Below are 21,315 nucleotides of genomic sequence, written 5' to 3' on the forward strand. Positions count from 1 at the left end.
ATAATTTATTTTGGAGAACCTAAGTAAACCACTCTAATTACGGTTGGGGATCATTTGTAACCATCGGGTTTAGCTTACAAAAAATCTTATTTCTAAAGCTATATCATTATGAAAAACTTCCTTGATCGGTATGGTAACTTCATTATCAGTCTTTCTGCCTTAGGATTCATGGGGATCATGACAGGATGCTTAGATATGCGGATATCTTTTCAGTCTACAAATCCAGAAACAACCCCATCTATGATGACAAATAGTGGTAAAAATGGGGATGAAATTAACTTAGATAGTACACCAAGTGACTCAGTAGAATCAAGTCCGCAAAAAAATCAGTCCACAGTTGTAGCCTATCAGGTTAACTCTGATAGTAAAAACAAGGCTGCTGGATTGCTTCGCATTAGCAACAAAACTACTCAACCTGTCCGTCTAGCATTGTTAGCTAGACAATCATCCCTCAAAAGTGCGACTGCGAATAAATCTAAATCTGATATTCCGGCTCATTGGGATTTTGCTCCTGAAGAAGGAAGTGAGAGCGGGTTAGTTTTATCTTTACCTCAAGCTAATTTAAGACTTGAGAAAGGTGATATTTTGGTGGCTTTTGCTCAAGATGGTTCTCGACGTTATTGGGGTCCCTATGTTGTGGGAGAAACTTCCTCTCCCCAATGGAATCCGCAAACTCAAGAATGGCAGTTAGTGTTACAAAATAGGTGATATTGGAGAATTCAGGAGTCAGGAGTTCAGGAGTCAGGAGTCAGGAGTTCAGGAGTCAGGAGTCAGGAGTCAGGAGTTCAGGAGTTCAGGAGTTCAGGAGGAAGAAGGAAGGAGTTCAGGAGGAAGAAGGAAGGAGTTCAGGAGTTTTTTTGAATTGTAAACTATTGTGTATTGGCAGGACGCGATTTCAGTGTCTTTAAGTATGAATTCATGAGTATAAAATTGAGTGTTTCTTGGCAAGTGGTGGATAAGTGGTTGAATAATTTAGAACAGCGTCCAGTCCTAGCTGTGGCTGTTTCGTCCCTGTGGTTATTGGTAATTGGTTGGATAGCTTTTGGCTGGAATTTGGGTAATGTAGGCTTAATTGATGAGACTGAACCGCTGTTTGCGGAAGCTTCCCGACAAATGCTGGTAACTGGTGATTGGATTACGCCGTTTTTTAATGGTGAAACTCGCTTTGATAAACCTGCTTTAATTTATTGGTGTCAAGCGATCGCTTACTCTATTATGGGAGTAAATGAATGGGCTGTGCGTATCCCTTCAGCATTCGCAGCAATGGGCGTAATTGCTTTGGCATTTTACACTGTGCAGTGGTACTTTGCCAAAAAAGATGAATTAGAACAAGTTACTAATTTGCCTAGACGTTACTTTACAGCCGCCATTGCCGCTGCTTTAATGGCACTCAACGCAGAAATGATTGTTTGGGGCAGAGCCGGGGTTTCTGATATGTTACTCAACGGCTGTATAGGTTCAACTTTATTATGTTTTTTCCTGGGATATGCTCAGAATAATTCCCCAATCGTCACTGCTAATTGGCGACTTCCCAATAAATGGTATTTAGCCAGTTATGTCTTAATTGCTGGGGCAATATTAACTAAAGGTCCTGTAGGCATTGTCTTACCAGGACTAATTATGATTGCTTTTGCCTTGTATGTGGGGAAATTTTGGGAACTATGGCGAGAAATGCAGCCGATTTTAGGAATGGCGATAGTTTTAGTTATCTCACTTCCTTGGTATGTTTTGGTAACTTGGCGCAACGGCTGGAATTTTATTAATGCCTTTTTTATCTATCACAATATAGACCGTTTTACCGAAGTTGTTAATGGCCATTCAGCCCCTTGGTATTTTTACTTTTTAGTCGTTTTGTTGGGCTTTGCACCATATTCAGTGTACATCCCTGCGGCTCTAGTTAGAGTAAATCTTTTGCAGCGATCGCACTGGTTAAAGCAAGAACGCTCTCAACAATTAGGTTTATTTGTCTGTTTATGGTTTTTGGGTGTATTTGGATTTTTCACAATTTCTGTTACCAAATTACCCAGTTATGTATTACCCTTAATGCCAGCAGCAGCTATTCTTGTGGCATTATTTTGGAGTGATCTTTTCCCCAATTCACAAACTCCGACTCCTCCCAAATTTTTACGCATCAGTGCTTGGGTAAACGTAGCTTTTCTAACAGTTATTTCCATTGCCCTCTTTAATCTTACCCAAATTGCTGGGACTGATCCTGCTGCTCCTGAATTATATGTACAAATGGAGAAATCAGGAATCCTCAAATTTGCGGGAATAATTTGGTTACTATCTACAGTTACTTCGGCTATCTTAATATTAAGTCACCGTTATCAACAGATAATTACAATTAATTTATTAGGATTTATAGCCTTTATTGCTATTTCCTTAATGCCTGCTGTTTTGATTATGGACCAACAGCGTCAACTACCTCTGAGAGAATTATCAGCCCTAATTGTTGAATCAAAACAACCCAATGAAGAATTAATTATGGTTGGGTTCAAAAAACCTACCGTGACTTTCTACACGCACAAAAACGTTAATTACATTAAATTTTCTCAACAAGCTCTTGAATATATTCAAAAGCAATCATCACAAGAAAACAGACCACCATCATTGTTAATCTTAGTTGAACAGGGAAAATTTCAGGAAATGGACTTACCACCTGATACTTACAAAAACTTAGCCACCAAAGGCGCTTATCATCTCATTCGCATTCCTTTGAAAACAGCTAAACGAGATAACTTGTCTTAAACTATGATTTTTTTGATTGATGTGATTTATGTGATGATTGATTATTGTGAGGATTATTTCCATCATCATAATCAAATGAATCAAATAAATCAAATAAATCAAATAAATCATAGTCTAATTTGCTAAAGATTGATTAATCTGAATTAATAGTTCCTCCATTGAAATCGAACGGGGTAATATCTGGGTAGCAATTCCCCGAACCGCAGTTTCTACAGAAGATGTATATCGTTGTTTCCGAGATTTTGTTACATTTCCATAATTGGGTTCATTGAATTTCTGGTCAAGTACCAAAATTGGCGGCAAATTAAATGGTAAATTCCCTAATGATTCAAGAGCTTTTTGTACTTCCTTATTCATTGCCGTCTCGTTCAAGCAAATCAAAAGTAAATCAACACTTTGATGACTGACTTGTTGGACAACTTCCGACCAACAACCGGCAATAGAAGCTCTAAAACCAGCAGTTTGTAAGTATTGAATTAAAGCTTGAAACCACTCATATCCTCGATTAATTTGCTCATCTTCAAAATTAATAAAAGAACTTTTGACTGACTGATAATCTTTAAGTGGTTTGCGTTTTACCGTGGATAAATCACTCAGCATACTTATATCTACAACTAAAATATTTATTGGACAACAAATACCAGCAGCAATTTGTAATACAGATGCTAAAGCATCTTGTTGATAATTTTGATGATTATTTTTCTGTGTTAAGGGACTTAAACAAGGAAATACAGACAATCCTGGTATTTGGGAAGCAGCTAAAGTAGTCGCAACATCACAAGTTACCAATGGTAAAGTTGCCAATCTTTGATGTTTTGTTAATTGTTCTAAATAAGTGCGAGCAGTAGAAATTTCCATATCTAGTAAAATTACATCAAACTGCCAAACTCGCGCTAATAAATCTGCTTGATCTAAATCATCTACTTCAATAACTCGATGTTCTCGCAGAGAAGGGTAGAGATTAATAGTCTCTATTTCCGGATTTACTAACCTGAGAATTCGCAAAGGAATATTTTGAGAATTGATCTGATGATTTTCCATCACTGAATTCTTAAATTCAGTTGTTGTTGATATTTTTTCTAACAATGATGCCAATGCTTGATGCTTAATTGGTAAACTCAAAAAACTATCAGCCTGTTTATTAAATGCTTGTTCCTTTTCGGCCGCTGTGGCTGTGACAATAACATGAATATGACGAGTTAAAACATCAGATTTTAGTAAAGTCATCACATCCCAACCAGAAAGTAAAGGTAGTAAAGGATTTAAAAATATTGCCTTTGGTTGCAAACGTCGAGCTTTTTCTAGTGCCTCTGTTCCTGATCTAGCAATAACAACACGATAACCTAAACCTTTAAGTTGTTCAGTTAATTCTTCAATATATTGAGCTACTGCTTCCACTACTAACACCAGTCTTTGGGAAGAACTATTGAGGTTTTGAGGAGAAGAATTGATGATATTGCCTATTTCCCTCTTGGTCGCTATGTCTTCAGACTCATTAAAACTGGCTTTTGGTGGACTTGGAGGTAAAAGCAAAGTAAACTGACTCCCTTTCCCCTCACGAGATAAGAAACTGACATCTCCACCATGTAAACGAGCCAAAGCTCTAGTTAATACTAATCCTAAACCCGTTCCTTCAAACTGACGAGTGAGTGGGTTTTCTAATTGCTGGAATTTTTGAAAGATTAAATGTTGTTGTTGTTCAGGAATTCCAATCCCTGTATCCCAAATAGTAAAGGCAATCCAGCCTTCCCAACGGCTAACCCGTAAACCAATTTCCCCAGATATTTCCGTGAATTTAAAGGCATTAGAAAGTAAATGTACTAACATCTGTCGCAAGCGTAATTCATCTGCTACCATTTCTTCTAAACCTGGTTCAATTACTAGGCTAAATTGGTGATTAGAATTAGATAAATTTTGATTTTCTGCTGGGGATGATTGTTTAGTTTTGTGAGTTTGATAATGAATGTTTTTAACGTCTGAGAAAGCCCGTTCACATACTACTTGAATTTGTACCGGGGTGAGGGTAAGTTCCATCTGTCCCGTTTCCATTCGCGTTAAATCTAAAATATCATTCACCACACTCATCAAATGTCTACCACTTTGATGAATTAATCCAGCATAACGAGCTTGACGCTCATTTAATTGTCCCAACTGTTGATCTACCAGAAGGCGAGATAGTCCTAAAACTGCTGTTAACGGTGTTTTTAATTCATGACTAATGCAAGCTAAAAATTCATCTTTTAAGCGATTGAGTTGAATCAAATCGGCATTTTTTGCTGCCAACTCTTTGCAAAGTTGTTGTTGTTCAGTTACATCTGTGGCTAATATTAACCATAGTTCTTCTGAATTTTCTGGTAATTCTGACTCCGAAACCCAAATTTTTAACTCGTTACTATCTAAAGGAATTTTTGCAAATTCCCAAACTCGTTCCTGACCAGTTTTAATTTCCACCACACAAGTACAAATACCCAATTTCTTATCGAAAACACAGTGGTTAGAACCGTCATTTATAGGCAGAGATGGTTCTTGCAAAAAAGGGAGAGCTGATGGTGAGTCAGGAGAAAAAACTGTCGGTGAGATACTGTGTTTCTGCGTCGTGAAAGTATCGGTTCTCTGATTTTCTTGAGAATTGGTATAAATATATTTTGGAGTAAGTATAGTCTCTACCTGTTTTCTAATGCCTTCAGGATCTTTTGATGTTCCTAGTTGTTGCCACCAAGGGAGGTTTTGCATAACTACTTCGCCTTGACCAGTTTGTAACATCATTGGCCAGGGCAATCTAGCTAATAAGTGGACTATAGACTTGTGTATTTTTGGCTGGTATTTATTGGCTGTATCTTTGATGTTTTTTTGGTGTGGAGAAGTTTTGGTGTTTGTCACATATTTGTGACTTTCTTCTGCTTTGGTTAAATTAATGGAAATTTTCTTCTGAGCTAACAATATTAATAGGCTTAAAGTATTTAGGATTCCTAAATATTTACCATCTGAATCAACTAGCGCCCAATCTAAGTTACTTTTTTGTTGTGCTTCTTGATGTTTGAGAAATAAACTAAATTTTTCCAGATTTGCTGCGGCTGGTATGGTCTGTATTGGCGCTATGAGGGATTTATCCACCTGTGAGAGTGGTTGTTGCAAATGCAAATTTAAGAGGTGGTTATCAGCATCCGCGGCTAAGAATTGTGGCAGTAATCGAGCAGAATACAATACACCAATTGGGCATTGTTGGGAATTAACTATTACCAAGCGATCGCACTGTTCTTCGACAAAAATATCCAGCACTGCTGCCAGAGTATTCGTTTGCCAGCACATTGGTACAGTTACTATAAATTCATCAAGTGGGTACTGTAGCATTAAAATAAGTCCTCGGTGGTCTTTCTGCTTGTGATCAACTTCAGCATTACCATCAGCACTTGGTTTAGATAGTTTTCAAGCCTGAAGCAATATCCTCCAGGAATATTGAAAATGGGCGACGCTATCAGCGATTCTGGTGACAATTGACAGACCTCTTCAAACTAGCTATTTAGCTATAGCTTGTGGTCACACTCCGTCATGGACATACATTGTCTCGAAGTCAATCACTAATAATTTTTACCCTTGTGATCCAATATGTGAGTTTCTACCCGGAGCAAGTAACCATATTTACCAGAAAAGCTACTGGTGTTGGAAATCATCATTTTCTATGGTGACAACTACAACAATAATTATGGCTCCAAAGATTCGCTTTAGAACCTTGAGGAATTATAATGATTTAAAATGCGACAATTCTTTAAGTTCGTTTAAGTATCTTATCAATAAGTGAAATAATGTCATCTATCTGCCGTCGGATATCCTCATACACATTATCCATTAGCCATGACTCTCTCTCAATGCAATGAGCCATCAAAGAATTTATCAGTTATACTACTTAGCCTTGTTATGTATAATTGATTGCGTGACAGTGTATTGCACTTTCAAAAATTCATGATCTATAAATAGTAGATGTTATTACCTATATTGCTTTTACAAACAAATATAAAACAAATTCTCGATAGACCATTTGTAGAAGAGAGGCACAAAAGTTTAATTGTTCAAATATGGAACTTCCTTGAGAAATTAATCACTCAATGTTACTGGCAACCTATACTTTGTCAAATACACTATTTGCCCCATTGTCAGCCACAAAACCCAGATCAAAAAGATAATTATTTCCTTGCAGTTAGCCAGGAAAAAAAGACACAAAATTTTCAGGACATGGCTGCTATCGAAAAACAGGAAATTTTAAATTCACTTAAATCAGATTACCGTCAAATAATTATCAATTATTTTATCAGTGACAAAACACTACCAGAAAAACTTGATAAATTTGTTAATACCCTATTTTATACAGGTATTCCCATACCACAAATTATAGAAATGCACATGGAAGTCATTGATGAATTTTCTAAGCAATTAAGGATGGAAGGCAGAAGTGATGAAACATTGCTCGATTACCGTTTAACCTTAATAGATATTTTGGCACATCTTTGTGAAATTTATCGCTGTTCTGTTGCTAAAATTCCGTTGAATATTCCAAAGTAGAACTTGCATTTGCATTCATGATGAATTAATGCTTGATTGTGTATGTAAAGAATACGGCTTTTGGTCTTTCACCTCTATGTTTTTAGGAGTTTATATTGTATGAATGAAGCTAAAAAAACCTATGTTCTCAAGCTATATGTAGCAGGAAATACCCCTAATTCAATGCGGGCTTTAAAAACCCTCAAAAATATCTTAGAAGAAGAATTTAAAGGAGTTTATGCTTTAAAAGTAATTGATGTCCTGAAAAACCCCCAGTTGGCCGAAGAGGATAAAATACTCGCCACACCAACACTATCAAAAATTCTGCCCCCACCTGTGCGAAAAATTATTGGTGATTTAACAGATAGAGAAAGAGTATTAATTGGGTTGGATCTGCTGTATGAAGAATTGAGTGAAGAATATGGGAAAGAATAACACAAAATGCAGGAGGCAAGAGTAAAGCCGTGGTGTTAGCCATTCTTTGATGAAAATTCGGGAATTTTTTTACCTGCAATTTGGTATATTTATTTAGTTATTAAAAATAATTAAAAACTTTCTTGATTTTAAGAACCTGGGTTGAATATCCATATTAGACAAACCATGAATAAAAAAGAGCAACCTGAACCCAAAAAAATACCTATTGGTGTCGAAAAAATTCGCACGATGATCGAGGGCTTTGACGATATCAGTCATGGCGGTTTACCTGTTGGTAGAACTACTTTAGTTAGTGGAACTTCAGGAACTGGCAAAACTTTATTATCACTGCAATTTCTTTATAATGGCATCACTTACTTCGACGAACCAGGAGTATTTGTCACATTTGAAGAATCACCCAGTGACATTATTAAAAATGCCCATATTTTTGATTGGAATTTACAAGGTTTAATTGATGAAGGTAAATTATTTATTCTCGACGCATCTCCTGATCCTGAAGGTCAAGATATCGTAGGTAATTTTGATTTATCAGCCCTAATTGAACGTTTACAATATGCCATTCGTAAATATAAAGCTAAACGGGTTTCCATTGATTCCATGACCGCCATATTTCAACAATATGAAGCGATAGGAGTAGTCCGGCGAGAAATTTTTCGGTTAGTAGCACGGCTGAAATTATTGAATGTCACCACCATCATTACCACTGAACGGGGTGAAGAATATGGACCAGTAGCATCTTTTGGAGTTGAAGAATTTGTTTCTGATAATGTAATAATTGCTCGTAACGTCTTAGAAGGAGAACGTCGCCGCCGAACTATTGAAATCCTCAAGTTACGGGGAACAACTCACATGAAAGGCGAATATCCCTTCACAATTACCAATGAAGGAGTCAATATATTCCCCTTGGGAGCAATGCGTTTAACACAACGATCTTCTAATGTGCGCGTATCTTCTGGAGTGAAAATTCTTGATGAAATGTGTGGTGGTGGTTTCTTTAAAGATTCGATTATTTTAGCCACAGGAGCTACAGGAACTGGGAAAACTTTATTAGTGAGTAAGTTTATTCAAGATGGCTGTGTTAATGGTGAACGAGCCATATTATTTGCTTATGAAGAATCTCGCGCCCAACTTTCCCGGAATGCTTCTTCCTGGGGAATTGATTTTGAAGAATTAGAACATCAAGGATTACTGAAAATCATTTGTACCTATCCTGAATCCACTGGTTTAGAAGATCACTTACAAATTATTAAATCAGAAATCTCCCATTTCAAACCTGCTCGCATTGCCATTGATTCACTTTCCGCAATGGCTAGAGGCGTTAGTAATAATGCTTTTCGTCAGTTTGTAATTGGGGTGACAGGTTATGCTAAACAAGAAGAAATTACTGGTTTCTTTACCAATACTACAGATCAATTCCTGGGTTCTAATTCCATTACTGACTCCCACATTTCTACGATTACAGACACAATTTTGATGTTACAATATGTAGAAATTCGGGGAGAAATGTCACGGGCAATTAACGTATTTAAAATGCGCGGCTCGTGGCACGATAAGGGAATTCGTGAATATAATATTACGGCAGATGGTCCTGATATTAAAGATTCATTCCGTAACTATGAGCGAATTATTAGTGGTGCGCCTAACCGCGTTACTATAAACGAAAAAGCAGAACTTTCTCGGATTGTCAAACGTTTTGAAGACAAACCGAGTTCAGATGTTTAACACAGGGTATAGTCCGATATTTCTGCCTAAATCTCTAGATCGTGCTATATTTTGTGGTGAAGACAAGTATTCTGCCGCTAAATTAATATTTTTTGTGTGAGGGGATGCGGTGAAAGGACAGCAATTATTCCATTGTTTCTTACCTGGTGTGACAGCAGCAGTATTAACAACTCAGCCCGCTTGGGCTAATGTTATTCAAGTAAGTCAGTTACAGCTAACGTCTTCTCCTAGTGTGTTAATTTCTACTAATAGTGGGAATCCATTCACAGACAATAGCCTACAGCCCAAAAGTAACATTAAAAGTAACCCAGGATTATTACCTGCTAATTATTTCAGTCAAGGTAGTATCCAGCCTATCGGCAACCACAGTCTACCTGTAGTTGTTGCTGACAATTATCTCAGCATTGACGGAGAAAAAATTTCTAAACAAGATCACAGTAGATTTGTCGGTTTTTCTGATTTATCAAATAATAATTTTCTGGCTGTTAGTAATCCACAATCAAGTAATTTAAGTAACTCTGATCAGCAAGGTGATGTAGAGGTAGCAAAGTTACTAAAATCTGGCAATTGTCCACAGTCTCAGCCCAAGAGTCAAGCGGCTTTACTACTTGCTTCTAACACCTGCTTACCTCAAAATACTGATACTTGGATAGCACAAACAACTGTTCCTACTACTTCAGAAACCAGTACACCTCCGGCGGAGAATGTAAAGCCTACACCTCCGACCGTGGAGAATGTACAACCTACACCTAGTCAGCCCGTAGATTTTCCTAATGTTCCTAACGATTTGAATCCTAGTCCTAATCCGCTGCTATATCCGACCCAAGCAGAGGAAGTGAAGGTTCAAGGAACTCAGCCAATTAGTTTGTCACAGGCGCTGGAACTCGCTAAACGGAATAATAATGATTTACAAGTGTCCGTACTACAACTGCAACGGAGTAAATCAGTTCTCCGCGAGGCGCAAGCCGCTTTCCTACCCAGTGTAGATTTGAATGCGAATGTTGAGAATAGTCGCACTGTTAGCGATACATTGCGTGTTAAAGGACAACAGGATGCTGGATTATCGGTAGATGATGCTTCTTCTACTACGGCGTTTACTGGTACAGGACAGATAAGATATGATCTTTATACTTCTGGTAGACGTAATGGGGCTATTAAAGAAGCTCAGGAACGGATACGTAAGCAGGAGTTGGATGTGGAAAGGCAATCTGAGCAAATTCGGCTAGATGTATCTAAGGCATATTATGACTTGCAACAAGCTGATGAAAATGTGAGAATTTCCCAGTCAGCTGTAAATAATGCCCAGGCTAGTTTGAAAGATGCAGTGGCTTTAGAACGGGCTGGTGTGGGGACTCGTTTCGATGTGTTGCGATCGCAGGTAAATTTAGCTAACTCCCAACAGGACTTAACTAGTGCCTTTTCTCAACAACAAATTGCCCGCCGTAAGTTAGCACCACTGTTGAATTTGCCCCAGTCAGTGAGTATTACTGCGTCCGATCCTGTCAAATTGGCAGGTTTATGGCAACAGCCACTAGAACAAAGTATCGTTTTGGCTTATCAAAATCGTCCTGAACTACAACAAACTTTAGCAGATCGGAATATTAGTGAGGCTCAAAGAAAACAGGCTTTAGCATCTCTAGGTCCCCAGGTAAGTTTACTCGGTCAGTATAACTTATTCGATCAATTTGATGATGGAACAAGCGTGGTTGATGGTTATTCTGTGAGATTGCAGGCTAGTCTCAATTTATATGATGGGGGAGCAGCAAAAGCCAGAGCAGCCCAATCTAAGACCAATATTGCGATCGCCGAAACTCAGTTTTCTGAACAGCGCAACCAAATCCGCTTTCAAGTAGAACAAGCATATTCTACCCAAGCATCAAATTTGGAAAATGTACAAACTTCTAATGTGGCTTTAGAACAAGCTAAAGAGTCTTTGCGGTTAGCGCGGTTGAGATTCCAAGCCGGTGTCGGGACTCAAACTGATGTAATTAACGCATTAAATGACCTCACCCGTTCTGAAGGTAATCGCGTCAAAGCCATCTTGGATTACAACCGTGCTTTAACAGAATTACAAAGATATGTTACATCCAGGGGTTTAAATCAATTACAGAACTCAGGAGTCAAGTAAGAGGTGATGGGTAAATGGGTCAACTTAAAGCCAGCCAGGGAATAAATTCCCTGTCTAAAAGCTAAAGTCGGTTAAAACCGACTATTCTAACATTCAGAGTGCGTTTTAACGCACTTTAGCTTTTAGACCGGAACTTAAGTTCCGGGCGGGTTTGTCAGCCAACAAATAAGCCATTTTTAGCCTAATTTGACACCAATGAAGCTCTTGCTTTACCCCTACCCGCAAAATCAAATAATTAAGCCGTGTTGAGTATACCTATCACTATTCCCAATGTTGTAAAATAGTTTTCAAACCCCGGTCTAGTCAAAAACTCATGACTAAAGTTACATCACAAGAGATTGCAAAATTTCGTTCTCATTTGGTAGATGATCCTCAAGCAATGGAAGCATTAGACTTGATAGAGGATTGCGATGGAGATTTAGAAGATGCGGTAATGACTCTGGCTATTCGGGCTGGACAAGAACCAGAACAAACTAATTCCGATTGGTTAGATGCTTTAGCCAAAAAATGGCGAGCGGCAATTTGTGAACAAGAATATCGAGAAGACTTGTTAAATGGGTCAATTCAAGAGATGATAGTACATCTAAGGACAATACCGAGTTTTCCCAAAAGTCTGGCTACACCCGTTTTAATTTATATTCTTAAACAAGGTGTGAATAATTTTTGTGAGCCTTTGGATTTGCTAAAGTCACATTAATCCTGAATTTTAAAATTGATGAATTATCTTGTTGCTGTATTATCAGATCGCATCCAAGCCGAAGCCGCTGATTTAGCTTTAGAAAGAGAAGGCATAAATGGCACTATTCTCGGTAGAGGATACAAAAGTGCTGATGAGTTTGGTTTAATTGACCCCAAAGAACAAGCAAAAAAACAAGTAAAATTAATGGCGATTTGGTTAGTACCATTTGGCTTTTTTGCTGGTTTTACCTTCAGTCTCATCACTGGTTTAGATACCTTCGCTTGGGCTGGGGAAATCGGAAATCATGTGGTAGGCGGCATCTTGGGCGCTGGTAGCGGTGCCATGGGTAGTGTGTTTGTAGGTGGTGGCGTGGGTTTATTTGAGGGTGGTGGTGATGCTTTACCCTATCGCAATCGTTTAGATGCAGGTAAGTATTTAATTGTGGTGCAAGGTTCGGAAAATCTGACTCGTCAAGCTACTCGTATTTTACGCCAGTTTGAACCAGAAAATATTCAAGGTTATGCGGAAACTAATTAATTGGTAATTGGTAATTGGTAATTGGTAATTGGTAATTGGGTAATTTTTTTCTTCTTTCTTCTTTCTTCCTCCTGACTCCTGACTCCTGACTCCTGACTCCTGACTCCTGACTCCTAAAAATTCATGCTACCTAGAGAAGAACTTTTAAAAGGTGTTGAAAACCGCGATACTGTCGCCCGTGTAATTGATCAAGCAGATCAGGCTATAAAGACGTGGGAAGTGGTATTTACAGATTTTTTGTCTCCGCCGGAGTTGGCGGAAATTCAACGGGTATTTAGCCGCTTGACGGAGGTGCATTCGGTAGCTTGGGGTGGATATCCACAGGCGGAAAGACAAAGGTTAGCGATCGCTCGTGCTGATTTACCATTAGATCAGTCTGAAGTGGCAATTGTGGCTTTAGATATTGCTGGTAATTTCTTGTTTGATACCGCAAATCACCGAGATTTTTTAGGCGCAATGCTGGGAACAGGAATTGTGCGGGAAAAAACGGGAGATGTAATTGTATTGGGAGAAAGAGGGGCGCAGGTGATTGTTGTCCCTGAATTAGTAGAATTTTTAGAGATGAGTTTGCAACAGGTGCGTTCTGTGCCAGTGAAAACTCGACGCATTGAGATTAATGAGTTAAAAATCCGTGAACCTAAGAAGAAGGAAATGACGACTGTGGAAGCTTCTTTGCGGTTAGATGCGGTGGCTTCGGCTGGGTTTGGGATGTCCCGGAGTAAAATGGTGGATTTGATTGACTCTAATGATGTGCGTGTCAATTGGAAGGAAGTCACTCAAGCCAGTTCCCATGTTAAAACAGGGGATTTAATCGCTATTCGGGGGAAAGGGCGATTGGAAGTTGGGGAAATTGCGGTGACGAAAAAGGATCGCTATCGGGTGCAGTTGACTAGATATATGTAGGATAAAATTTTGGTTTTAGGGATTGACAGATTATGTTTTATATGATAGATTGTTGATCTGTGTTGATTACGGACGGTTAGCTCAGGTGGTTAGAGTACATCGTTGACATCGATGGGGTCGTTGGTTCGAGTCCAATACCGTCCATATTTTTATCTGTAAGTTGTTCGCTAAAGTTTTGTGATTTCAAGTTTGAGATTGCCACAACGGCAAGGTGATGGTTGAAAAATAGGTGCAATTAGTTCAAATTTAGAATTAGATTACCAAAAAATCGGGTTTAAGTGAAAAATAAAATTTACATTATTACCCACAAATCAAAAAAACAATAACATAAAAACCCTATTTAGTCGGTTTTAACCGACTTTAGCTATTAGACAGGGAATTTATTCCCTGGCTAAATAACTCATCTCATCATCAGAAAAATATTTATTGGCATGGATAACATTCTTCTTCTATCCATTCAAATGCTCTTAACTTTTCTGGCGTTACTGTATTTAGAATATCTTGATCAGATTCGTAAATTTCTTTATTTTCTTCAAAAGAATCATCTTCATCATCATAATATGTTTGGGTGCTAACTGAATTATTTTGTCCACTACGCCAAAGAGATACAAAAAATCCTGAAACATTACCAAAACCTTGTAATAGCGAAGAATAGACAATTTCGCGATTTTCATCAGCTAATTCTTGAAAACAACTATTATAGAAAGTATAAAAATTATTTTCTATATCTGTATCTTCTTGAATTAAGTCTATATACTTAATTAATTGTTGTTTATTAAATGCCTCAATTCCTATTCCTAAACTATCAGCTATCTCTTTGTATTCAATCTCCCAACACTCATCTGCTGCTAAACACCAGAAGTCTCTGTAAATACCAGCAAGTGATAAAAAGTATATCAATTTTTCAGGACGTTCTATTTCATTACAGTAGGTTGTCAATCCAGATGTAGTTAAAATTTCCCAAGCATCTTTAGCCCATTTTAATTCTGATAAATTATCAATCCATAAATCAAAAACTTGATCTGCTGCTGACTCAACTTCGTTCCATGTAATAATTTTCGTGCTACTTTCCATATTCTTTATCCAATTTATTTAATGCACTAATCCAAACCGATAACTATTAAACCTACGCTGCCAACAATTCCGTAAACGCCAACAAATCATCCACCTCATCATTAGAAAAAAACCTATCAACGGCATTTTTCCCAAACTTAGCCAAAGCCCCCTCATACAAATCAGCCACTTCTAACCTCCGCTTTTGTAAAAACACACTTTGCATAGCCTTTAAAAAATTAACCTGATTCGCATTATACTGGTGTTTGGCAATAAAATTCTCAAACTGACGCTTTACCACATCCTCATAATCAGGTACAGCATCCTTTAGTACATTCTTCTTTGCAGAGTATTACTGTGTTTGTATTTGACTATACAGTAATAGTCTAGTATGCTTTTTAGCACAAGTGTCGAATCCTGCAATAAAACTTTACAATCTTTGCGTTTTACCCAGGTAAAATCCATTGTCTATTGAGAATAGAGTCATTAATTGATCAAATTTGGTATCACCAATACCAATTCACAACTTGGACACAATCCTCAAAATGTTAACATTCAACACTTCTGGCTTTTTAGCTTTAGCCAGCTAGGGTAATGTAACAAATCATAACTAATAATTGGTGTTTTCTCTTTAATTAGGAGGAGTAATTATAATTTTTATATTTTCTTCATGATTACTCAAAACTACCAAAAATATTCAAAAAATCATACTTACGAGAGATTTATTCGTAACTAAAGTAGTTTTTTTACATAAAAAGTGATAATTCCAATACTTCTCTCTAAAATCAAACAATGTATATTATCCACATCTAGCACAGTAGGAAACATCAAGGCAGAAACAAGGTAACGGTAAAAGGTAAATTTACTTCTTTTTACCCTTGTCGTGTCAGAACTTCATCTTGATGTTTCTCTTTTTTTTAATAATTTGTAAATTGTTGTTTTTTTAACCTCTTATTAAGTATTTTTAAATATAAAGCTTTATATGGCAAGCTTATAACTAGATTGGTTATGGATTTTAAAAATGTCGCTGTTAGAAATCAAGTTACCGATTCATGAAACTTTTCAAAGTACAGTTCAGGGAGAAGGATACTGGACTGGTTGCTTAGTAGACTTTATTCGCTTATCAGGTTGTCCAGTCGGTTGTCCCTGGTGCGATACTGGTTATGCTGACCCAGGAGCGAATTTACCACGAGTAGAACGTCCCATAGCTGAACTTCTAGCGGAAATCAAATCTCCCAGAGTGGTAATATCTGGCGGAGAACCATTCATTCACAAGCATTTACCTGACTTAGTTCAAGCTTTATTAGCCGCGGACAAACGAGTTAACATTGAAACATCAGGCTCTTTTTGGCAAGCAGTTTCCCCAGCAGCTTGGATTACTCTATCTCCCAAAGAACATATTAACCCTAAATACCCAGTAAAAAGTCAGTTTTGGAGTCGAGCTAACGAAGTTAAGATAGTCATAGAGACTGGTGGAGAAATTGATTTTTACCAAGAACATCTATCTACTCACCCTAATTTGCTTGTCTACTTACAACCTGAGTGGAACAGTTCGTCGAAATCAATCCCACTGATTTTGCAGATATTACAACAAAAACCTGATTATAAACTATCCTTACAAACACACAAGTATATCGGGGTACAATGACCAATCATCAGTGGCTACTGGCTAAAGAATTCCGCTTTGAAGCAGCACATAAATTACCTTACCATGATGGTAAATGCTCCAGGCTGCATGGACATAGTTGGCGTGGAGTTGTTTATGTAGCTGGTGATACCTTAATAACAAAAGGTGCTAAACAGGGTATGGTAATGGACTATTCAGATATTAAAAAATATCTCAAACCCTTGCTTGAGAATTATTTAGATCACTATTATTTAAATGAATCTATGGGTTTGGAATCACCAACCAGCGAAGCAATTGCTGCTTGGATTTATGAAAAATTAGAACAAGCAGGATTAGCGGGATTAACAGCAGTGAGAATTGATGAAACTTGCACTTCTATCTGTTTGTATTCCAAAACCCGCATATCTGGTTGGTTGAATTCTGGTGAAAGTTTGAATTTACTGCAATCTCGTCAAAATGATGATGGTGTCAAAATCATCTAAACTGGAATTTTTACTCCTGCGCTCCAGCTTGTTTTAATATTGTCCAAATACTGCGATAATTATTGAATTCTGCAATCATTAAAGCAGTATAACCACCCTGATTTTTCAAATCAACATCCGCTCCAGCTTGTAGTAACATTACCACGGCTTGACTATAACCTTCCACTACAGCCCACATTAAAGCAGTTACGCCAGCCGAGTTTTGCAAATTCACATTTGCTCCTTGTGCTAATAACAATTGGCATATTTCAGGATAGTTTGCAGCTATGGCTTTGACTAAGGCTGTTTTACCATCATCTGCTAATTTATTAATATCTGCACCATTCTCAAGTAATAGTTTCACAGTTGAGAAATGCCCTTTGGATACTGCTAAGGTAAGAGCAACTTCTCCAAAGTTTTTCTTTTCCATATCTGCCCCCGCGCCCAGTAAAACGGCTACTATTTGACTATATCCCTGGAATGCTGCTATCAATAAAGGTGTATCTCCCAGATGGTTTCTAATTTGCACATCTGCCCCTCGTTGAAGTAATATTTTGACCACATCTATATATTCTTCCACAACCGCAAGATGTAAGGCTGTTTCACCTTCTTTATCTTGATGATTAATTTCCGCACCTGCGTCTAATAAAGCGGTGATAATAGCAGTATTTCCTGTTGCTGCGGCTGCTAATAGTGCTGTTCCATGATCAACATTTTTGATATTGACATCAGCCCCAGATGACAGCAATGCTTGTACTATTTCTAAATAACTTAAATCTGCCGCAATTATTAATCCTGTATCACCTTCTGAATCTTGGCTATTGACAATATTGCTATTTTGTGATAATGCTTTAACAACTGCTGGATGTTTGTGTTTTATTGCCAGTTTTAAGGCGGTATCATTATCTTTGTCGGTAATGCTGATATCAGCACCAGCCGCTAATAAAATTTGCACAATCTCCAGATAACCTTTCAGTGCTGCTATCATTAATGCGGTACTACCATCATCATTGGTAGCATTGACATTTGCCCCTTTAGAGACTAACAATTTGACAACATCTATTTGATTAGCACTAGCAGCCAGCATTAATGCTGTTAAACTATAGGTTTTTCTAGTTAAGTTAATGTTAGCATCGGCATCCAAGAGCGATCGCACAATTTCTGTATAACCCAAATTCGCCGCAAACATCAATGCTGTAGTCCCATTTTCATCGCTAACATCCACTTTAGCACCAGCGGACAGCAGTGCAAATACTCCTTGAATATCACCAGTTTTCACAGCCTTCAGCAACGAGGTATTTTTATTTTCTATCATTGGTTATGTCCTGTTTGGGTAGATGTGACTGATTCCAACTCCAGATTACACTTTGGTAAGATTGAAAAATTTCTACGTAAGAAAAATAAATGTATGCTAAGTTTTATGAAGATTTAATAACCGGAAGTAAAAAATATGGCTTTTGAACTGACTCCAACAATCAGATTCTGGTTGAACTTTGCTCACCCAGTTACTATGTGGGTATTATTAGCACTTTCCTTGTATGCTGCATATTTAGGATTACAAGTACAGCGTACCAGAAATGCTCAGGGAGAAGAAAAGAAAGAACTAATTAAAGGGCGTTACACCATCAAACACCACCAAATTGGTTCTATTATGTTAGCTCTGATGGTAGCCGGTTCCATTGGTGGTATGGCTGTTACCTACATTAATAATGGTAAGTTGTTTGTCGGACCGCATCTATTAGCTGGATTAAGTATGACGGGTTTAATTGCTTTTTCTGCATCCCTATCTCCTTTCATGCAAAAAGGCGCAAATTGGGCGCGGATAACTCATATATTGTTAAATTTTGCTATTTTGGGGCTTTTCATCTGGCAAGCCCTCTCTGGTGTCGAAATTATCCAAAGAATTCTCACGAAAGCGTAGATTGTTAGTTGTCAGTTGTTTGTTCCCTGTTCCCTGTTCCCTGTTCCCTGTTCCCTGTTCCCTGTTCCCTGTTCCCTATTTCTTCTGTTTCTTTTGAGGAAAAGGTATATCCAAGGATTGATAAAAGTCTTTTTGTACCTTGTGTGTGAGACGATGGGAAACCTGACGGACAATTTGATTAAGGATGCGATCGCCTGTAGACTGAATTAAAGAATAGGGTAATCGCTGAATAAATCTGGGAAACTGCAACTCAACAACCAAATCCAACTCCCATTCCACCCGTGTAACCCCATCTAAATCACCTATCAATTGTGTTGATGATTTGTAATCCACCTCATAACCAGGTGCTTGATAATCAGGTACAGGAATAGTCCGAATGTGGAATTGACGATTTTGGGGGTTTAGCAACTCCAAGCCAATCTTTGGTTCTACTTCGTAACCAAAAGCACCAAATTTACCCACCGCTAGAGCATAACTATTTTCCCCTAGCGGGAGTACCTTCATGGGTTCTGCACAACGGCCAAACCAGGAAGCATGAGTATTAAAATACTCCTCAACCTGCTCCACAGGTGCATACATTTCCATACTATCTTGATAATTGCCATAAAATTTAGTTGGAGTTGGATGATCTTTTTTAAAACCAGTATCATCTGCTACTTTCCAAGATTGATATTCACTATTGTTTGTCACCATAAATTTATTTTTTGTATATTTTGAAGTTTGTCTATATTCATCATTCCCAATTGAGGGAAGTTTTTTCCCATTAAAATCCAATTTTTACGAAAATCTCAACAATTTGCCATTAACTTCACATAAAATAAATCAACAAGGCAGATTTATATGTATCTACTTAGCATTCCTAATTGACTAACTAGAAAATATCTAGCTTTTTATGACTTTCTTGATAATCGTCATCCAATAGTTGATATTGTAACTAAATAAGCCAATAGGTGATCATAGCAATATTACTGAAGTTTTTAATTTTTCCGAAAGCAAAGTGTAAGTTTTTGTAATTAGTCAAGAGAAGAAATTGAGAGGAGTTGAATTCTGAAAAGCTTTGAACCTAAAGGTGTAGAAAAACTCATTGCTCCCATAGCCTCACTTTTGGGCTTTGTGTACCTATTTCAGTGGTATATTTTTGGAGATATACAATTATCTCCCGAACCCGTATTTACTAGAAAACAGCCTCCCCTAGTCATGAAAGGTGGAGATCCTTATATTCGGGCATTAATGCGAACCATATCTGCCAGCGAAGCTAGTGGTAATCGTCCTTATTCTCTCTTGTATGGTGGTGAACAAATTAATGATCTCAGCCATCATCCTCAAAAATGTGTCACCATCATCACAGGACCGAATACAGGTAATTGTTCCACAGCCGCAGGTAGATATCAAATTATTAATACTACGTGGGATCAAATTGCCCCTCGTTATCACCCAAAACCCGCAAAGATGATGCTTTGGACTAATTATAGCTTTGAAGCAGAGTATCAAGATGTAGTAGTTTACCGTTGGTTGAATGATGCAAAAGTTTGGGGTGTAAATATTCCTAAGCTATTACAGCAACAAAAATTAAATGACGTTTTGCGGAAACTTTCTCCCACATGGACAAGTTTGGGGTACGGGATAGAAAATAATTCTGTTAGTAGTTCCTTACCCAAGATTTATCAGCAAATCTTAACAGAAGAATTAAAGCAAAATCCCGAAATCAAAAGGACAAAATCGGAAAATTAGATCAATCTACAAGAATTTTATTCTTCGCTGTTGCTGATACAGGCATAAATACCTTTGATTGAATAGGTTTTAGCACTTGCAACCCATTTAAATTTTGCAAACAATCTAAAGCTGCTTCCCGAATCATTACTTCTTTTTCCTGACTCAGTAGCAGTTGTAAACATTCCCCGATATCTTGTTGTATTGCCGTATCAACTCGCTGACGGGTAATCAGTTTATTGAGTTGACGTATGGAAAGTAAACGTTTTAAAGAATCCTTTTCCGTTAAATTATTTAACAATTGATCAAGATAATCTTCTTCTCGATTTCCTTGAAAACTGAATATTTGCCACACCAGCAAAATTAAAGTTAATAGCGTTCCCATTCCTTGCACAATAGCACCAGCCGCCAACCAATGACTAGGAGCATCAACCCAAATTGCCGAAGCCATATAAGTTATCACAGTCGCAATCCCACCACTAGCAACAGAATAAGCTAACCGACTGTTAGTGCTACTCATTAACTTGCGTATTTCTAGCCAGCGCAATTGCCAATTCCATTTTTGCACTGAGTAAGTAAATACCATGCTCCCAATGCCAACAATAACAGCTAATAGTAATTGCCAACTCCACAGCAGCATAGCCACAATAATTGTTAACAATCCCAGCAAAACACCAGGTTCATAAAAATGTTTAAAAATCTGCTGTTTTTGGCTTGCTGTCTTAATTTCTGAAATTTGATTGATGAATTGTTTCCAAGACGACGAAGCCTGTGCCACAGTATTTACCCACTTAATTACAAAATTATAAATGTATTGTTTTTACTAATTTTGAGGATGAAATCAGGAGAATTTCA

Annotated in this window: 19 protein-coding genes, 1 tRNA gene and 1 pseudogene; 15 read left to right on the plus strand and 6 right to left on the minus strand. The window is 37.7% G+C overall.

Annotated elements, in window-relative coordinates; genetic code table 11:
* The first annotated feature begins 108 nt into the window (after window positions 1-108).
* Genes ANA_RS18420 through ANA_RS18425 form a run of 3 tightly spaced genes read left to right on the plus strand, consistent with a single transcriptional unit; the run spans window position 109 to window position 2,748 of the window.
* Window positions 109-708 (plus strand): hypothetical protein, encoded by a 600-nt coding sequence (locus tag ANA_RS18420; RefSeq protein WP_015081525.1) that lies wholly within the window; start codon window positions 109-111, stop codon window positions 706-708.
* A gap of 2 nt (window positions 709-710) precedes the next feature.
* Window positions 711-908, plus strand: a complete 198-nt coding sequence (locus ANA_RS26170) for a hypothetical protein (protein ID WP_158310554.1) — start codon at window positions 711-713, stop codon at window positions 906-908.
* A 10-nt stretch (window positions 909-918) separates the two neighbouring features.
* Window positions 919-2,748 (plus strand): ArnT family glycosyltransferase, encoded by a 1,830-nt coding sequence (locus ANA_RS18425; RefSeq protein ID WP_015081526.1) that lies wholly within the window; start codon window positions 919-921, stop codon window positions 2,746-2,748.
* 114 nt (window positions 2,749-2,862) lie between these two features.
* On the opposite strand, the gene ANA_RS18430 is transcribed toward ANA_RS18425, so the two are convergent.
* The gene (locus tag ANA_RS18430; protein WP_015081527.1) at window positions 2,863-6,099 is read right to left on the minus strand and encodes an ATP-binding protein; all 3,237 of its coding nucleotides are present in this window, start codon (window positions 6,097-6,099) and stop codon (window positions 2,863-2,865) included.
* A 627-nt stretch (window positions 6,100-6,726) separates the two neighbouring features.
* Here ANA_RS18430 and ANA_RS18435 point away from each other — a divergent pair.
* From ANA_RS18435 to ANA_RS18470, 8 genes are all read left to right on the plus strand, one after another.
* Window positions 6,727-7,305 carry a circadian clock protein KaiA gene (locus ANA_RS18435; RefSeq protein ID WP_015081528.1) on the plus strand — a complete coding sequence of 193 codons (579 nt, stop codon included), beginning with the start codon at window positions 6,727-6,729 and terminating at the stop codon, window positions 7,303-7,305.
* 99 nt (window positions 7,306-7,404) lie between these two features.
* The gene (gene kaiB, locus ANA_RS18440; RefSeq protein WP_015081529.1) at window positions 7,405-7,719 is read left to right on the plus strand and encodes a circadian clock protein KaiB; all 315 of its coding nucleotides are present in this window, start codon (window positions 7,405-7,407) and stop codon (window positions 7,717-7,719) included.
* A 165-nt stretch (window positions 7,720-7,884) separates the two neighbouring features.
* Complete coding sequence (gene kaiC, locus ANA_RS18445; RefSeq protein WP_015081530.1) at window positions 7,885-9,441, plus strand: circadian clock protein KaiC; 1,557 nt, start codon at window positions 7,885-7,887, stop codon at window positions 9,439-9,441.
* Between the two features lie 109 nt (window positions 9,442-9,550).
* Window positions 9,551-11,569 (plus strand): TolC family protein, encoded by a 2,019-nt coding sequence (locus tag ANA_RS18450; RefSeq protein WP_015081531.1) that lies wholly within the window; start codon window positions 9,551-9,553, stop codon window positions 11,567-11,569.
* A gap of 313 nt (window positions 11,570-11,882) precedes the next feature.
* Entirely contained in the window at window positions 11,883-12,266 is a 384-nt protein-coding gene (locus ANA_RS18455; protein WP_015081532.1) for a hypothetical protein, read from the plus strand.
* 18 nt (window positions 12,267-12,284) lie between these two features.
* Window positions 12,285-12,785, plus strand: coding sequence for a hypothetical protein (locus ANA_RS18460; RefSeq protein ID WP_015081533.1), 501 nt, complete (start codon window positions 12,285-12,287; stop codon window positions 12,783-12,785).
* Window positions 12,786-12,908: 123 nt separating this feature from the next.
* Window positions 12,909-13,688: a photosystem II S4 domain protein gene (locus ANA_RS18465; protein ID WP_015081534.1), complete on the plus strand. Its 780-nt coding sequence runs from the start codon at window positions 12,909-12,911 to the stop codon at window positions 13,686-13,688.
* Window positions 13,689-13,758: 70 nt separating this feature from the next.
* Window positions 13,759-13,832: transfer RNA gene (locus ANA_RS18470), tRNA-Val, on the plus strand.
* A gap of 279 nt (window positions 13,833-14,111) precedes the next feature.
* Here ANA_RS18470 and ANA_RS18475 read toward each other — a convergent pair.
* A complete protein-coding gene (locus ANA_RS18475) occupies window positions 14,112-14,762 on the minus strand; it encodes a hypothetical protein (protein WP_015081535.1) in 651 nt (216 codons plus the stop codon).
* Between the two features lie 52 nt (window positions 14,763-14,814).
* Window positions 14,815-15,051 (minus strand): annotated as a pseudogene (locus ANA_RS18480) (type I restriction-modification enzyme R subunit C-terminal domain-containing protein); the annotation flags it as partial.
* Between the two features lie 711 nt (window positions 15,052-15,762).
* On the opposite strand from ANA_RS18480, the gene ANA_RS18485 reads away from it, so the two are divergent.
* Together ANA_RS18485 and queD are read left to right on the plus strand one after the other, a co-directional pair.
* Entirely contained in the window at window positions 15,763-16,389 is a 627-nt protein-coding gene (locus tag ANA_RS18485) for a 7-carboxy-7-deazaguanine synthase QueE (RefSeq protein ID WP_015081536.1), read from the plus strand.
* Complete coding sequence (queD, locus tag ANA_RS18490) at window positions 16,386-16,850, plus strand: 6-carboxytetrahydropterin synthase QueD (protein WP_015081537.1); 465 nt, start codon at window positions 16,386-16,388, stop codon at window positions 16,848-16,850. Before ANA_RS18485 ends, queD begins: the two co-directional genes overlap by 4 nt.
* A gap of 10 nt (window positions 16,851-16,860) precedes the next feature.
* Here the strand turns inward: queD and ANA_RS18495 are convergent, their stop codons facing one another.
* Window positions 16,861-18,144, minus strand: coding sequence for an ankyrin repeat domain-containing protein (locus ANA_RS18495; protein WP_015081538.1), 1,284 nt, complete (start codon window positions 18,142-18,144; stop codon window positions 16,861-16,863).
* Window positions 18,145-18,279: 135 nt separating this feature from the next.
* Between ANA_RS18495 and ANA_RS18500 the strand changes: the two genes are divergently transcribed.
* On the plus strand, window positions 18,280-18,750 hold the full coding sequence (locus ANA_RS18500) for a DUF4079 domain-containing protein (protein ID WP_015081539.1): 471 nt from the start codon (window positions 18,280-18,282) through the stop codon (window positions 18,748-18,750).
* Between the two features lie 75 nt (window positions 18,751-18,825).
* On the opposite strand, the gene ANA_RS18505 is transcribed toward ANA_RS18500, so the two are convergent.
* On the minus strand, window positions 18,826-19,443 hold the full coding sequence (locus ANA_RS18505; RefSeq protein ID WP_015081540.1) for a DUF1997 domain-containing protein: 618 nt from the start codon (window positions 19,441-19,443) through the stop codon (window positions 18,826-18,828).
* A 351-nt stretch (window positions 19,444-19,794) separates the two neighbouring features.
* Here ANA_RS18505 and ANA_RS18510 point away from each other — a divergent pair, with 351 nt between their 5' ends.
* The gene (locus tag ANA_RS18510; protein ID WP_015081541.1) at window positions 19,795-20,481 is read left to right on the plus strand and encodes a glycoside hydrolase family 24 protein; all 687 of its coding nucleotides are present in this window, start codon (window positions 19,795-19,797) and stop codon (window positions 20,479-20,481) included.
* A gap of 1 nt (window position 20,482) precedes the next feature.
* On the opposite strand, the gene ANA_RS18515 is transcribed toward ANA_RS18510, so the two are convergent.
* A complete protein-coding gene (locus tag ANA_RS18515) occupies window positions 20,483-21,238 on the minus strand; it encodes an armadillo-type fold-containing protein (RefSeq protein WP_015081542.1) in 756 nt (251 codons plus the stop codon).
* Window positions 21,239-21,315: the final 77 nt, after the last annotated feature.

The organism is Anabaena sp. 90 (assembly GCF_000312705.1).
In the GTDB taxonomy this organism is placed as follows: Bacteria; Cyanobacteriota; Cyanobacteriia; order Cyanobacteriales; family Nostocaceae; genus Dolichospermum; species Dolichospermum lemmermannii.

What these genes read in the sequence shown, in the direction of transcription:
- ANA_RS18420 (WP_015081525.1), top strand. Translation starts at nt 109, where the DNA reads ATGAAAAACTTCCTTGATCGGTATGGTAACTTCATTATCAGTCTTTCT.
- ANA_RS18425 (WP_015081526.1), top strand. Translation starts at nt 919, where the DNA reads ATGAGTATAAAATTGAGTGTTTCTTGGCAAGTGGTGGATAAGTGGTTG.
- ANA_RS18430 (WP_015081527.1), bottom strand. Translation starts at nt 6,099, where the DNA reads ATGCTACAGTACCCACTTGATGAATTTATAGTAACTGTACCAATGTGC.
- ANA_RS18435 (WP_015081528.1), top strand. Translation starts at nt 6,727, where the DNA reads ATGTTATTACCTATATTGCTTTTACAAACAAATATAAAACAAATTCTC.
- kaiB (WP_015081529.1), top strand. Translation starts at nt 7,405, where the DNA reads ATGAATGAAGCTAAAAAAACCTATGTTCTCAAGCTATATGTAGCAGGA.
- kaiC (WP_015081530.1), top strand. Translation starts at nt 7,885, where the DNA reads ATGAATAAAAAAGAGCAACCTGAACCCAAAAAAATACCTATTGGTGTC.
- ANA_RS18455 (WP_015081532.1), top strand. Translation starts at nt 11,883, where the DNA reads ATGACTAAAGTTACATCACAAGAGATTGCAAAATTTCGTTCTCATTTG.
- ANA_RS18460 (WP_015081533.1), top strand. Translation starts at nt 12,285, where the DNA reads ATGAATTATCTTGTTGCTGTATTATCAGATCGCATCCAAGCCGAAGCC.
- ANA_RS18465 (WP_015081534.1), top strand. Translation starts at nt 12,909, where the DNA reads ATGCTACCTAGAGAAGAACTTTTAAAAGGTGTTGAAAACCGCGATACT.
- ANA_RS18475 (WP_015081535.1), bottom strand. Translation starts at nt 14,762, where the DNA reads ATGGAAAGTAGCACGAAAATTATTACATGGAACGAAGTTGAGTCAGCA.
- ANA_RS18485 (WP_015081536.1), top strand. Translation starts at nt 15,763, where the DNA reads ATGTCGCTGTTAGAAATCAAGTTACCGATTCATGAAACTTTTCAAAGT.
- queD (WP_015081537.1), top strand. Translation starts at nt 16,386, where the DNA reads ATGACCAATCATCAGTGGCTACTGGCTAAAGAATTCCGCTTTGAAGCA.
- ANA_RS18495 (WP_015081538.1), bottom strand. Translation starts at nt 18,144, where the DNA reads ATGATAGAAAATAAAAATACCTCGTTGCTGAAGGCTGTGAAAACTGGT.
- ANA_RS18500 (WP_015081539.1), top strand. Translation starts at nt 18,280, where the DNA reads ATGGCTTTTGAACTGACTCCAACAATCAGATTCTGGTTGAACTTTGCT.
- ANA_RS18505 (WP_015081540.1), bottom strand. Translation starts at nt 19,443, where the DNA reads ATGGTGACAAACAATAGTGAATATCAATCTTGGAAAGTAGCAGATGAT.